This window comes from Paenibacillus sp. NPDC058177, assembly GCF_042883835.1.
GTDB lineage: Bacteria > Bacillota > Bacilli > Paenibacillales > Paenibacillaceae > Paenibacillus_AQ > Paenibacillus_AQ agri.
In genome coordinates this window covers 256,853-271,533 of the sequence record NZ_JBHVVB010000003.1, presented here as the reverse complement: position 1 = coordinate 271,533, position 14,681 = coordinate 256,853, and the positions used below count along the sequence as shown (strand labels likewise).

Below are 14,681 nucleotides of genomic sequence, written 5' to 3'. Positions count from 1 at the left end.
GATCAGACGGCCAGCCCATAGAGTCACCTGAGTCCGTTAGCTTCCCTAGCGGTCGAATATATAGACAATAAGGTCTCTGGGGTCCGTTAGGCGGCGGTGTGAGCACCAGACTTTACTCGATACTTGCTAAAGTGACCTCACCAGATAGGCCTTAGCTTATGCAAGGAGTGTAACCAATCTTGCTAAAGTGGACCTCACCAGTGAGGCCATAACTAACACAAGGAGTGTAACGGACTGTACAGCCGCTATTTGCGATTACAACTGGGTTTTAGACATGTAACGGACTCCAGCGCCGCTATTTACTCCAAAACCTCGCATTTTGAACAGCCAGCCTGCCCATAGAGTCACCTGAGTCCGTTAGCCCCCCTAGCAATCCAGCATATAGATAATAAGGTCTCTGGAGTCCGTTACTCGGTGGGGCCAGCACCAGACTCTACTCTTTACTTGCTAAACTAACCTCACCAGAGAGGCTTTAACTAACGCAAGGAGTGTAGCGGACTGTATAGCCGCTATTTGCAATAAAACTATATTTTGGAACCAGTAACGGACTGCAGTAACTACTCGGCAACTAACACTCTATGCTCTCGTTACAACATCACCTTTTGCGGCAGGCGGATCTGAACTGTGGTCCCTATGCCCAGTCTGCTGTACACTTTTACGCCATAACGCTCCCCGAATTTCAGCTTGATTCGCCGATCCACGTTCGATATGCCATAGCCCCGTCCAGGCTTGTCCTCCAACAGTGTTTGTAACTTGTCTGGTCTCATCCCCATACCGTCATCGATCACGGACAGGATAATGTCGTTGTCCTCGATGATCCCTTTGATGTGAATATTCAGCGGGCTCTCCTGATTCCACACGGCATGAATGACCGCGTTTTCAATAAAAGGCTGCAAGGTCAGCTTCACCGTAGAGTAGGGCAGGATGGCTTCATCAATCGTATAGGTAATATTCAGCTGCCCTTTGAAGCGAATCAACTGAATGGCATTGTAGCTTTTCGTTAGCCTAATTTCCTCATTGATCGTCAGGATGCTCTTCCCCTTATTGAGAGAGATACGGTAGAACTTGGCTAAATTCAGGACCATATCCTGAATCCGTTGGTCTTGATGCTTGATAGCCAAGGAGGAGATGGAGCCCAGCGTATTGTACAGAAAATGAGGGTTAATCTGGGCTTGCAGCAAATCCAGCTCAGCTTCCTTGCCCAGCAGCTCTTTCTGGTACACCTCGGTAATGAGGCTTTTCAGGCGGTTCGTCATTTGCCGGAAAGCAAAATGCAGCTGTCCAATCTCATCATTGCCGAGCTGCTCGTCCTTGGTCGTAGTGAAATCGCCTCGCTCAATGCGCCGGATCATGCGGATTAACATGCGGATACGTTTGCTGAACAGCGACGCAGTGATATAAATAAGCAGCAGAGCCACGCCAATAAAGGCCAGCGAGATTTTGATGATCGTTTGCGATAATGAGCGGGCGTTCTTGATGATGCTGTCATACGGGAAGATGGACACTGTCTTCCAGCCGTTTTTGAGCGTATTGTAGACGGCAAAAGCCTTGACCCCGTTGTACGTAGTATCGAATCTGCCTGATGATGCCTCATCAAACTGATGGTCCAGCAGATCCGGCAAATTCGTGTTCAACAGCTGTTTGTCGGCGGAAGACAGGATCACACCGTCATTGTTGATGATAAAGATGTCTTTCCCTTCCCCGCCAGCCTCCTTCTCCATTAAGGAGTAAATTACCGATTCGGATATACTGAAGACCAGAATTCCGTACGGATATTGGTTGCGGTTATTATTAAGCTGCCTGGCCAGTGTGAACATGGCGGGACTATCCTGGGTTTGCGGCGAGGACAAATGAACAATATTACCGTAAGTATGCTGCAACTGCTTGAACAATTCTGTCTTTTCAACTTCCGGTGTAACCGGTTTGATATAGTAGTTGTCTTTGGGCAGCGATGCATTATTTGAATAAATGAATACGCTATCAAAATCAGGGTAAGCAGCCATCACTGTGTCAATTCGATTAGCAATGTATTTATAGACATCCAGGTAAGAAGGGTCATCCTGATATTCGCTTGTCAGATAACTGGCCAATCTACTATCCAAATAAATAGAAGCTGAAATATGTTCATAACTATCCAGCTTGTTCTCCAGATTCTTGGTGATCTGGGCGGTTGAATTCATCATATTGATATAGATTTGTTCTGTGAGCTTGGACTTTGTCAGCTCGAATGATATGTAGGCCAACAGCATCATTGGAACAATGGTGACCAGGACAAACACCAGGAACAGCTTGGAACGAAAGCTTAGATCCAGGAACGGCATGTAGAAGTATTTTCTATAAAACTGACGCATCGAAGAAGCCCTTTCTCTAAGGAGTATTTGGTGTACCTTAATGACTAACAGGCAGTGATATACATATTTTTCCTGACTCACAAAGACAAGTTTTCCAAGTTTATCATAGCAGACTGAATATCGAAATCCAACAATAGTTTGCGGCAAAACATCTTTAAAAAGCGGTATCTTTCGGAGGATTCAAGTATAGAAAGGAACCTGTAGCGGCCTTAAGATAAGGAGGAGAGAAGTAAAGCCAAGAGATGGCTAGGCATGCTGTGTAAAGAGAAAGGGAGGGTATTTGATGTATAAAGCAAGCGCTATCAAAACAGTCAGGGGCAACAGTCTGTGGTACAGACTAAAAGAACAAAAGTGGTTATTTGTACTTATGTTCCCTGCCTTTATTGCGACATTGCTGTTTTCTTACGGTCCTATGTTTGGATTGTATATGGCATTTACGAATTATCAGCCGGGTGGAGGATCATTTTTACATCAGTTCTTTGGTGCTGAATTTGTTGGCTTAAAGTGGTTTGAATATTTCTTTAGCACAGGAGATTTCTATCGGGTAATGCGGAATACGCTTGCAACAAGCTTGCTGACGCTGTTATTCGGATTTCCTGCTCCAATCATACTTGCATTGATGCTGAATGAAGCCAAACAAGGATTCTTCAAGCGTTTTACACAGACGGTTTCTTATCTGCCGCATTTTATCTCCTGGGTTATCGCAGCGAACATTGTAATTACACTGCTTGCCTCGGATGGAATGCTTAACAACTTCCTGGTTATGCTGGGAGTGATCAAAGAACCGGTAGCCTTCCTGCAAAATGGACCGTTGTTCTGGTGGATTATCGCCTTATCAAATATGTGGAAAGAAATGGGTTTTAGCGCAATTATGTACCTTGCAGCGATTTCGGCCATTAACCCGGAGCTTTACGAAGCAGCAAGAGTGGATGGAGCCAGCCGGTTCCGCCAAATGTGGCATATTACGCTGCCAGCTCTGCGCCCAACCATTGTAATTCTGGGAATTCTCGCAGTCGGTGGCATTCTGAACGCAGGCTTCGAACAGCAATACCTGCTGCAAAATAATACAGTCCTTGAATATTCGGAAGTTATCGATATTTATGCTTATAAATACGGACTACAAAACAGCATGTTCTCTTACGGGGCTGCCGTGGGGATGTTTAAATCAGTCGTCGCCTTTATTCTAGTAGTGATTGTGAATAACATTTCCAGAAAAGTGAACGACCAGGCGTTGTTCTAAATAAAAACAGGAGAGGAGCGCTTGCGATGGTTTCAAGTAGATTCGGAGATTATTTCTTTAAATTCTTTGTGTACCTCATTCTCACAATTGTATTGCTGGTTACATTCCTGCCTTTTTGGAACATTCTCGTTCTTTCATTAAATAGCGCGGAGGATACGGTAAGAGGAGGCGTCTACTTATGGCCAAGAGCGTGGACGCTGGACAGCTACAATCAGATATTGAAAGACAGTGAGATCATGAACGGTCTCTGGGTAACCGTGAAACGGACCGTGATCGGTGCACCGCTGTCAGTCCTCGTTATTACGATGCTGGCTTATCCGCTAAGCCGCCGGAATTTGGTAGGACGCAAAGGATGGAACCTTTACTTCGTCTTCACAATGTATTTTGCCGGTGGTCTGATTCCTTATTATATGGTTCTAAAAGCGCTGAACATGATTGATACGTTCTCCGTATTCATTCTGCCAAGTTTGATGAACGTCTTCTATATGATTATTGTACGGACCTTTATGGAGGGGTTGCCTTATGAGATTGAAGAGTCAGCAAAGGTAGACGGAGCGAACGATTTGACGATTTTCTTCCGGATTGTTCTGCCGCTGACAACGCCTGTGCTTGCAACCGTCGGACTCTTCCAGGCCATTGGACATTGGAATTCCTGGTTTGACTCCTATGCGTTCACCTACAGTTCAGACCTGAAAACCTTGCAAGCCGTACTCGTTAAAATATTAAGCCAGTTCCAGACCGGAAGTATGGTGTCACAGACGCAGATGCTAGCCAACTCGGCCAAGCGGAATGCCGTCTCAAGCGATACGATCCGAATGGCAGCGACGATGGTTGCGACCTTGCCTATCGTGCTTGTATATCCATTCCTGCAAAAGTACTTTGTCAAGGGTATGACTTTGGGTGCTGTTAAGAGTTAATATGGTTAAATAAAACCGAACGCCAGCTGGAGAAGACTTGTCCGGCTGGCGGCCCTGAAGGGGGGTGAGGTGACAGACTTGCTTGGTTGCTTGAACGACATGTAAAGTAACTTATTCAATGGGAGGAATTAGGGTGTCAATGATAAAGAAAAACAAATGGATGAGCGTAGGTATTACGGCTGCACTAGCTGCTGGTTTACTGGCGGGATGTGGTTCAAATGACGCAAAAGACAATACAAACCAAACGGCCGGAGACAATACAAAACAAGAGCCGATTACACTAACCTGGTTTGATTCTAATACAAAGGGAGAGCCCTTTACTGATGCTGTAGCACAGGAAATTACTAAAAAGACGGGCATTTCGCTCTCTATACAACAGCCTACCGGAAACCCGACAGAGAAGCTGAGCTTGATGCTTGCCAGCGGTGACTACCCGGACGTAGTGGTAATGAGCCGTGGGGACGCTTCACTCGATAAGTATATTACAAGCGGAGCATTCGTACCGCTCGATGAGTTGATTGAGAAATATGGTTCTGATGTGAAAGAAATGTATGGCGACACATTGACTAAAACACGCTATAAAGACGGCCAAAACTATTATTTGGCGAACTGGTATGGACTGGATAGTGATCCTGTCTTCGGGATGCTGATGAGAAAAAATCTGCTTTCGGAACTGGCTCCGGATAAGGCAGATGGTACTACACCACTCACAACTGACGATCTGGAAAAAATATTGAAAGATTTTAAAGAGAAACACAAAACTATTGATGGAAAAGAATCCGTTCCGATGACAATGAACGGTGAGAATATGGGAGCCAATCTTGGAACGTTCAAAGGTATGTGGGGCCTGAAAACCTACTACGATAACAATGGAAAATTGCAGTATGATGTAAAGGATCCGAAGTATCGTGAGATGCTGCTCTATGTGAACCGTTTGTATAGAGAAGGTCTGATCGAGAAAGAATTTGCTATTAGTAAAACGCAAACATGGATTCAAAAGCTGGCTACTGGCGCAGTATTCTCCTCACCAGGCGCTTATTGGGATCCAGGTAATGGTAATGCAGCTTTGAAGAAGGATGGCGGCGTAGATAACCAGCTCTTCCCGTACAAGGTTGTTGCACCAGGTACAGACCCTGCCCAAACAACATTTGGACCAAGAAGCTCGCTGGGATGGGATGCAATCGCTATCACGAAGAATAACAAGCACCCTGAAGAAACAATGAAACTGTTCAACTTCCTGGCAAGTGATGAAGGTCAGCATTTGCTGCTGTGGGGTCAAGAAGGAACCAACTACACGATGGTAGATGGCAAGAGAGAACCGGATCCTGCATTCTTGCAAAGCTTCAAAGATAACTGGGATGATACCGTGAAGAAGAGCGGCGTCCGCAAATGGCTGTGGTTCATCAAGAATGGTCTGGATCCAAACGGACAGCCTTACGATATGGCGGTTAAATTCCAACGCAACGAAGTAGATGAAATGGCGATCAAGAATCTTGGGGATTCCGTTTGGGATACAGCGGAATATGATAACCTGACTCCTGATGGCGGAACACCTGAAGCACTGACAGCTCAGAAGGTTAAAGATATTATGGAACAAAGCACTACCCGAGTAATCATTGCTCCTACTGAGGCTGAAGCTAATGCCACATTCGACAAGATGCTTGACGATATGAAAAAGGCTGGCGATGAGAAGGTAGAAGAGATTATCAACCAGAAGTATGAAGAACGTATGAAGCTTTGGGGCGGAAAATAATTAGCCCAGTTCTGAATGGATAAATAACCCGTAAGACGAACCTCTGCTGAGGCGACGGCTTACGGGTTATTTTTTTTGCTGTCCTTCATACCGGTGTTAAAATAGTACATTCTCTGCGGTAATCTACTACAAGAAATCAAACGCTTTAGCTGATACACTTTCTTTCAGCAATCAAGTTCCAATCATAACGACAAAAATCCAATCGTTGTTATATGGATGCGCTTACAGAACGGCACTATAATGACAATACAAGATGATTAACGTGCTGAAAGAGGTGATGAAATGCTTGCAAGACTCTCTAAATACCGCTGGCAATATGTAATGATTCTGCCGGCTGTAGTGCTGTTGTTTCTATTCAGTTATATTCCGATGGCCGGCATTCAAGTCGCCTTCAAGGATTTCCATATCGGGGGAACGATCTGGAACAGCCCGTGGGTAGGGCTGGAGAACTTTTCTTTCTTGCAGGATGACCAATTCTGGATTGTAGTGAAAAATACGATTTGGATTGCTTTACTCAAATTTATATTCGGATTCCCTGCGCCGATTATTCTGGCATTGCTCATTAACGAAGTCAGAAATAACGCTTTTAAACGTTTCGTGCAATCGGTCAGTTATCTGCCTCACTTCTTTTCATGGATCGTGGTGGCTTACATTCTACAGTCCCTGCTGACCCTCGATGGCGGTCTAGTCAACCAGCTGATCGTCAATATGGGCGGAGATCCGGTTTTCTTCCTTGGTTCGACCGAGTGGTTCCGTCCGATGATTGTGGCGAGCGGCTTGTGGAAGGAAGTCGGCTGGAATACGATTCTGTATCTCGCAGCAATCACGACTATTGACCCGCAGCTCTATGAAGCGGCGAAGGTGGAAGGCGCAGGCAGACTCGCACAGATTCGCCATATCACGTTGCCGGGTATGATGCCGACCATTGCGATTGTACTGATCCTCAGCATGCCGAGCTTGATTGCAGTGGGGATGGATCAGATCTATCCGCTGATGAATCCGGCCAACCAGCCGGTTGCAGATGTGCTGGATACGTACATTTTACGCAGCGGCTTGCAGCAAGGCTATTTCGGGATGGCTACTGCGATCGGTCTGTTATCTTCAGTGATCAGTTTGATTCTGGTACTCGTTACGAATCAGCTGGCCCGCAAATTCAATGGAGAGGGGCTGTGGTAGAGAGATGAAGACTTCGTTAAGAGATAGAACAGCCCAGGTAATCATTATTGTTCTACTGTCCCTGCTATGCGTATCGGTCATCTATCCGTTCCTGTATATGCTGGCAGTTTCCCTCAACGTAGGCAGCGATGCTGCCAAGGGCGGGGTGTATCTATGGCCGCGGGAGTTCACACTGTACAATTATGAAATTGTACTTGGCAACGTTGTAATCCGCCATGCCTACCTGATTACGATTGCCCGGACGGTGCTGGGAACGCTAATCGGACTGGCGGTGACGCTCCTGATGGCGTTCGGCATATCTTACCGGCTGCTGCCATTCAGAAAGCAGATTCTCGCTTACGTTCTGCTTACGATGCTCTTTAGCGGCGGATTGATTCCGCTGTATATTCAGCTGAACAATCTGTCTCTGCTGAATTCCTTCTGGGTATATATTATTCCGTCGGCCTTCTCAGCCTGGAACATGTTCGTTATGATGAAATTCATTCAGGGCATTCCCGAGGCGTTGATTGAGTCAGCAGAGATTGACGGCGCCAACCCGCTGCGCATTCTGTTCGTAGTCGTGCTGCCGCTCTCCAAGCCTATGCTGGCGGCCATCGGATTATTTACCGCAGTAGGTCATTGGAATGACTGGTTCGCCGGCGCATTCTATGTCAGCGATCAGAATCTCATTCCGGTGCAGACCTTCCTGCAGCAGCTCTTGTCCGCTCAGGATATCTCTACAGTGCTTGGCTCCAACAATAACCAGGAAGCACTGGCACGGGGAACGATGCTCTCCAACGTAACGTTGATGTCTATTAAGATGGCTACCGTAATGGTGAGTGCAATTCCGATTCTCTGTGTGTATCCGTTCCTGCAAAAGTATTTTGTCAAAGGGGTTCTGATCGGTTCCGTCAAGGGATGATGCAGCTCCTGTATTAGTGGGTATGAGGCAACAACAATATACCAATCTGTTATCCATGAGGGGGATAAATAGTGAATCTACGTGGCTGGAGAAATAAAGGGGCGGCGGTACTCAGTACTGCCATGCTAGTTTCTGTACTGTCCGCATGCTCAGGCGGTGCAGGCACACCTGGCACAGATGAAGGCGCCAGCGGTTCCAAGACATTCAAGCTGTGGCTCGGCTGGTCGGCGACCGTCAACAATGACAGCATGGTACAGAAGTATTGGAGAGAGAAAGAGCCGGGTATCAACGTTCAATTGGAGTCTACGCAGGGTGATGCCATGACCCAGTTAAATCTGAAGCTGAACACCGGCGGTTTTGAGGATGCAGCCATTTTCTCACGCGGAGATGTGGTGACCAATGCCATGATTCGTTCGAAGAGCGTTCTTCCGCTCGAGCAATATTTCGATATGCCGGACAAATATCCAAGTCTGGCAGCCATTCCTAAAGTATATCTTGATAAAATGAAGGATGCCGATGGTCACATCTGGTCGATCCCGACCTGGTTCGATCAGGATCCTGCAGACCCGTGGCCGGGCTGGGCTTCCTTAGGCTGGTTCGTCCGCAGCGACGTGCTGGAGCAGGTCGGCATGACCAAAGATGATCTGAAAACGATTGATGGTGTGGAGAAGTATCTGAAGCTGGCAGCAGGTCAGAAGGATGCATCCGGCAAAAATCTGCTTCCGCTCAGCTTCATGTCTGATGCCAATGACGAGAACGTTGTTCTCAGTACCTTTGGTGTGACCGTCAGCTCGGCAGGCGGTGTAATTCCGGTAGAGAAGAAGGGTAACGATTACGAATTCATCTATGACAACCCGGAGTACAAAGCGGCATACCAATGGATGAACAAACTGTACAGAGAGAACCTGCTTGATCCTGAAGCGATTACTGATAAGAAGGAACGCTACAAGGAGAAGAACAAAACGGGTCGGGTAGCTATGAACGTAGGCGGATTCTTCAACATGGACGCTTCCCTGTGGGAAACGTTGGATGGCCCAACCGAACCAGCCTGGTTCTATGATGTCATTCCTTACCCGAAAGTTCCGGGTGTTGACCATGTCGGTGCGAATCAAATCATTAATCCTTACCCGGCAAACGATGTATACATCAACAAGAACACCAAGAATCTGGATGCAATCCTGTCCTTCTTTGATTACACATTGCAGCAAAAACCAGAGCAGCAGCAGGTAGCGAACGAAGGACCAGCCGGAGTGTTCTGGGATTGGGTAGATCAGCCGCTGGGTAAATGGGTGTATACGGATGCCAAGTACAAAGAGCTGCATGATTCCGGAGACTCCGCCAAGAAAGCAAGTACGACACCGGAGCTATATGCGACCTCTTCTTACAGCAACAAATGGTATCCTTGGTGGAACTACGGCGTAACCGATCCTAAGGGCAGACTCAAGACGATTGAATTCACCGAAAGTATCGGTAAAATGGGCGGTGCCCGTGTGGCCGAGGACTATGATATGGTTAAAGCTAAACCGGGCGGTCTTTGGGAAAAGTATCTGCCGGAGCTGGAAAATGTGCGCAAGGAATACAAGGCCAAGCTGATCATGGCCAAGGATGAGGCCGGGTTCGAACAGGCCTGGACGGAATTCCAGGGTGCCTTGGAGAAGCGCGCACACTGGAGCGAGCTAAAGAATGAATGGCATGAGGAGTTGCAAGCTCAGGCAAGCAAGTAAAATGCAGCACCGCCGGATGACGGCGGCTCCTGTCAGGACATCGAAGAACGGGGACCTTCCTTTTTTTGGGGAAGGGCTCCCGTTTATTCCTGTTTTAAGACGGTTTTATACATGAGGGGATGGCGGGAGGAGGAACTTTCTTGAGACAATGGTTGGAGCGCAGGATTATCGGGTTCACACAAGGGATGGATCTGTACGGCAAAATTTTATCCATGTATATTCTAATCCTGCTGATTCCGACGCTGCTGCTTGGTAGCGGTGCCATTTACCTGGTCATTCAAAGCTTTCATAACAGCTTTCTGGCTACGGTTGATGAGGCAGTCCGGCAGACGGCGCGCAATGTGGATTTTGGCAAACAGAGCTATGATCTGTTAGCTGTCCGCACCGCCACCGACGGTGAGCTCGTGGCCCGGCTGGGGCGGGAATATACAGACCGGGCGGATATTGTGGATACGGTTAACTATGTGGATCGGACGTTTCTGGTTACAAGCAAATATTTGCCGGGAATCGCGGATTTCCGTATCTATCATACCAACGACACCCTGGTGCAGGACGGACAGCTGCTGTGGCGCCCGGAGGACCGTCCTCTGGCCGGACGGGATGAACAATCCTGGTTCGAAGAGGTGGTGAATTCCCCGGATTCACTGCACTGGGCTAGTGTTCCCGGTAATCCGAACCAGATTGTTCTCTCCCGTAAAATTATCAATCCGACGGGAAATATTCTGGGTGCAGTCTATATCCTGCTGAATTACGATGCTGTCTTCGGCGATTTGCTGGGTCAGCCGTTTAACGACAACGGGAGCCTGTATGTGATCGATAGCTCTCGTCAGATTCTGGCGGGGACAAACCGCGAAGTCATCGGGAACCGCATGCTGCCGGATGAAGCTGCCGGAGGGAAGGCGGCTAAACCGGTGAATGCCAATGTCTACAATCCGCATGAAACCAAAGCGATGGTGATCAGTAAGCCGCTATCTTCAGGCTGGCAGGTTGTTGCTGTCATTCATGCGAAATTTGTAGACGGCCAGAATTGGACTGTACTGATTCTGATGATCAGTATTATGGCCTTCTTCCTGCTCTTGTCCATCTTCCTGATGCTGACTATTATCAAGAACATCGTGCTGCGCATCCGCAGGCTGGGCAACCGGATGAGCGACCTGTCCCGCGGTGAATTTGAGGTCATGGTGCGGAGCTCCGGGCATGATGAACTGGGCGAACTGGAGAATATCTTCAATTCCATGTCTGGCCGGCTGGGCAAGCTGGTGCAGGATATCCGTATGGCTGGTGTAATGGAGAAGGAGCAAGCCTTCAAGGCGCTGCAGGCGCAGATTAATCCTCACTTTGTCTATAACTCGCTGGGATTGCTTCGCTGGCGGGCACTGGATTTGCAGGATGAAGAACAGCTTCGGATTATCGACGCGCTCACCGCCTTTTACCGGCTAACGCTCAATAATAACATCAGCGTGGTGCCGATTGCAGAAGAACTCCAGCATGTTCAGGCTTATATGGAAATTCAGCAGCTTCGTTATCCGGACCGGGTGCAGGTGGAATGGGAGATTGATGAGGAGGCGCTCCGTTATTTTACCGTCAAGACGATTTTGCAGCCGATTGTAGAAAATTGTTATCAGCATGGTTCCATTACCCGTAAGAAAGATGCCCTGATTATTATTTCTGTACGGTATGAACAGGAGAAGATCGCGCTAACCGTCTTTGACAACGGGAAAGGAATCCCGGCCGAGGAGCTGAAGGATGTCCGGGAGGGACGAACGGTGAGTAAAAATAGAAGCAACGGCTTTGGGACAGCCAATATTAAAGAGCGGCTCAGTCTTTATTTTGGCGGGGAAGCGTCATTTGAGATCGAGAGTGAAGCAGGCGAGTGGACGCTGGTGACGATCAAGTTCCCGGCTTGTACCGAACCAATGAGTCTGGGAAAGGATGTGTAGCATGCTGAAGGTACTGATTGTGGATGATGAACCGTCCAATGTCTATGGGCTGGTCCGTTATATAGAATGGGAGAGCCTTGGTTACGAGCAGCCGATGACTTGTGAATCAGGTGAGGAAGCGCTGGAGCTGCTTAAGGAGACGGCTTTTGATGTGCTGATCTCGGATGTGTCGATGCCTGAAATGAGCGGGATAGAGCTGGTAGCGCATGCCAAGTGGATGTACCCTCAGCTGCAGGTGCTGATGATTAGCGGATATAACGAATTTGAGTTTGTCCGCGACGCTATTGATGTGGGAGCTCAGGCTTATGTTTTGAAACCGCTTAAACTGGAGGAGGTCGCAAGCCGTCTGACTTCGCTGCGGGTGACGCTGGAGAAGATGAATGCGATTAAGGATCAGACCCGTGAACTGGAGCAAAAAGTATCGGAGAGTATCCGGGTGGCGAAGGAGCGCTTTGTCAGCGACCTCATTGCCGGGATTGCTCAGACGGAGGAGATGCTGTCCTCCTGGGAGCGGTTGTTGGAGCTACCGCAGATGGAGCAGGGGCTGCGGGTCATTGTCTTTGGTCTGGATCATTTTCTAACCTCGGGGCAGGAGGCGAGGGAGCGTGTTGTCCTTGGGGGGCTTTTTCGCAAAACGATTGATATCGGCCTATCCGACCTCGGTTCCCTGTTATTTCAGGGGCAAACCGCACCTGATGAGATCGTGGTGCTGGAGCTGAACGCAAGTCCCGAGGAACGTGCGCGGATGGAGAAGCAGTTTAGCTTTATCCAGGAGATGGTGCTGGAGCAATATGGATCCACAGTGACCGTTGGCTGCAGCAGAGAAGGCAGCGGCTGGGGAGAGGCTCAGCTGCTGTACAAAGAGGTCCGATTCATGATGGCTCAGTCGCGCCTGATTGCCGATGGGCAGATTGCCCGGTTTGAGCAGCTCGATTCTGCGGGCTTCAAGGATTACCGGCTGCGTGAGGAATTGATGCCCAAGATGGTGAAGCTGATGGAAGAGGGAGATGCCCCCGGCGTGTCTGGGCATATGCAATCCATCTTCGATTTGGTGCTGGGGCAGGAACCCATATCTTTTTCACATGTGCAGGCTTTCGGCATGAGCTTCCTTAGCGAGCTGATTCGGGCACTCAAGTGGCACAGCAAAACAGAAGGCGAAATCAATATCCTCATGTGGCGGCGGCTGCTGGATTGCAGCAGTACCCTGCAGATTGTTGAAGTACTGACCGAGGTTGTAGACCGTTATATGACCGAAGACCAGCATGATCAGCTCAACCAGCAGCGCAGTCTGATTCGCAGAATCGCCGTTTTTATCGAGGAGAAGGTGAAGGAGAACTGGACAGTAAAGCAGCTTGCGGAACAATTCAACCTGAATGCCAGCTACCTAAGCGTGTTATTCAAAAAAGAAATGGGCATCACCATCTCCGACTATGTCCAGGAGACCCGGATCAAGCTGGCACGGGAGCTGCTGCAGGACCCTAGCGTTAAAGTCTATGAAGTAGCCGAGCAGGTCGGTATCCAGACCTCGGCGTATTTCACCTACCTGTTCAAGAAGATCGTCGGCTGCACCCCGCAGGAGTACCGGAATTATCACTCTAAGGAGGAAGGGCGGGATAAGAGGTGAGCTTTTGAACGGTTCGAATCAGTACCGGCTTTTTCGGACCCCTCATATGATATAGAGTCTTTTACGCTTCAGTATGCCTGTTGCGCATCTATCACCCTTTATGTGTGCTGCGGTACTGCGAGGGCGAGCAACCCATAATCTTCTTGAACAGTCTGGAGAAATAGTAGGGGTCCTGAAATCCCAGCCGATGGCTGATTTCCTTGATGCTGTGATCTGTCAGGTCGAGATGCTGGCAGGCCAGCTGCACCTTGAGGCGCAAGTAATAATCGATCGGCGAATAGCCGGTCGTTTTTTTGAACCTGTGGGTGAAGTGCGGGACAGACAGGTTGCTCTCTGCCGCAAGCTCTTTGAGTGACAGATTATGCTCCAAATGCTCAGTCATAAACTTCACGGAGCGCTCAATATCGTGCTTGTTGCGTTGCTGCTGGCTAGTGAGCGGCTGAAGCTGCGAGAACTTCAGGATGGCCGCCAGATGACAGGCGAGCTGTGAGACATAGATGATATGGTGCAAGGTGTATCCTTTTTGCAGCAGCTCATAGCACTCATCGAACAGTTCTACGATCTTCAGGGATTTGTCGACCGGGATCGGAATCGGTTCACATGCCCCGTCGCTCCCCGAGAAGAAATCGGCGGCGTTCTCTCCTTTCATATGCCACCAGTAAATACTCCATGGATGCTCCGCGGAAGAGGCGTATTCATGCGCCATTCCTGCGGGGATAACGACTGCGGAACCCTTGTGCAGTGTCTGTGTTTTCTGGCCTTGCACCCTGTACCAGCCTTCGCCGCTGATGCAGTAGATAACGATATACGCTGCGCTGCCTTCCGGGCGTTCCCTGTAGTGATGCTGCGCCAGTGGAAAGTAGCCGATATCGGTTAAATGCAGCGGGCGGATCAGGGGATGCTGGGCATAGTCTCTAATAATATGATCCGGCAGGACGATTAATTTCTGGGCATTGAAGCCTTCCTCAATTCGTATATTTTCCATATATACACTATGCTCGAGCGGAATTTCTTTGTCAAATCTATCAATGGCTTACAATCATCATATAGTCCAT

The 14,681-nt window shown here is 48.6% G+C and carries 10 protein-coding genes; 8 read left to right on the top strand and 2 right to left on the bottom strand.

From position 1 onward, the window contains the following. Nucleotides 1-587: 587 nt before the first annotated feature. The gene (locus ACFVU8_RS15230) at nucleotides 588-2,351 is read right to left on the bottom strand and encodes a cache domain-containing sensor histidine kinase (protein ID WP_175370240.1); all 1,764 of its coding nucleotides are present in this window, start codon (nucleotides 2,349-2,351) and stop codon (nucleotides 588-590) included. A gap of 283 nt (nucleotides 2,352-2,634) precedes the next feature. Between ACFVU8_RS15230 and ACFVU8_RS15225 the strand changes: the two genes are divergently transcribed. The 8 genes from ACFVU8_RS15225 (at nucleotide 2,635) to ACFVU8_RS15190 (ending at nucleotide 13,626) form a co-directional block, all read left to right on the top strand. Next, complete coding sequence (locus ACFVU8_RS15225) at nucleotides 2,635-3,591, top strand: ABC transporter permease (RefSeq protein ID WP_175370241.1); 957 nt, start codon at nucleotides 2,635-2,637, stop codon at nucleotides 3,589-3,591. Nucleotides 3,592-3,617: 26 nt separating this feature from the next. Beyond that, nucleotides 3,618-4,508 carry a carbohydrate ABC transporter permease gene (locus ACFVU8_RS15220; RefSeq protein WP_175370242.1) on the top strand — a complete coding sequence of 297 codons (891 nt, stop codon included), beginning with the start codon at nucleotides 3,618-3,620 and terminating at the stop codon, nucleotides 4,506-4,508. Nucleotides 4,509-4,647: 139 nt separating this feature from the next. Then, nucleotides 4,648-6,261, top strand: coding sequence for an extracellular solute-binding protein (locus ACFVU8_RS15215; RefSeq protein WP_217622249.1), 1,614 nt, complete (start codon nucleotides 4,648-4,650; stop codon nucleotides 6,259-6,261). Nucleotides 6,262-6,543: 282 nt separating this feature from the next. After that, nucleotides 6,544-7,437: an ABC transporter permease gene (locus ACFVU8_RS15210; protein ID WP_175370243.1), complete on the top strand. Its 894-nt coding sequence runs from the start codon at nucleotides 6,544-6,546 to the stop codon at nucleotides 7,435-7,437. Nucleotides 7,438-7,441: 4 nt separating this feature from the next. Beyond that, nucleotides 7,442-8,338 (top strand): carbohydrate ABC transporter permease, encoded by an 897-nt coding sequence (locus ACFVU8_RS15205; RefSeq protein WP_379465151.1) that lies wholly within the window; start codon nucleotides 7,442-7,444, stop codon nucleotides 8,336-8,338. A 71-nt stretch (nucleotides 8,339-8,409) separates the two neighbouring features. Then, nucleotides 8,410-10,062: a type 2 periplasmic-binding domain-containing protein gene (locus ACFVU8_RS15200; protein ID WP_379465149.1), complete on the top strand. Its 1,653-nt coding sequence runs from the start codon at nucleotides 8,410-8,412 to the stop codon at nucleotides 10,060-10,062. A 140-nt stretch (nucleotides 10,063-10,202) separates the two neighbouring features. Then, nucleotides 10,203-12,002 (top strand): cache domain-containing sensor histidine kinase, encoded by a 1,800-nt coding sequence (locus ACFVU8_RS15195; protein WP_387428220.1) that lies wholly within the window; start codon nucleotides 10,203-10,205, stop codon nucleotides 12,000-12,002. A gap of 1 nt (nucleotide 12,003) precedes the next feature. After that, nucleotides 12,004-13,626 carry a response regulator gene (locus tag ACFVU8_RS15190; RefSeq protein ID WP_387428218.1) on the top strand — a complete coding sequence of 541 codons (1,623 nt, stop codon included), beginning with the start codon at nucleotides 12,004-12,006 and terminating at the stop codon, nucleotides 13,624-13,626. Nucleotides 13,627-13,717: 91 nt separating this feature from the next. Here the strand turns inward: ACFVU8_RS15190 and ACFVU8_RS15185 are convergent, their stop codons facing one another. After that, complete coding sequence (locus ACFVU8_RS15185; RefSeq protein WP_387428216.1) at nucleotides 13,718-14,611, bottom strand: AraC family transcriptional regulator; 894 nt, start codon at nucleotides 14,609-14,611, stop codon at nucleotides 13,718-13,720. Between the last annotated feature and the right edge of the window lie 70 nt (nucleotides 14,612-14,681).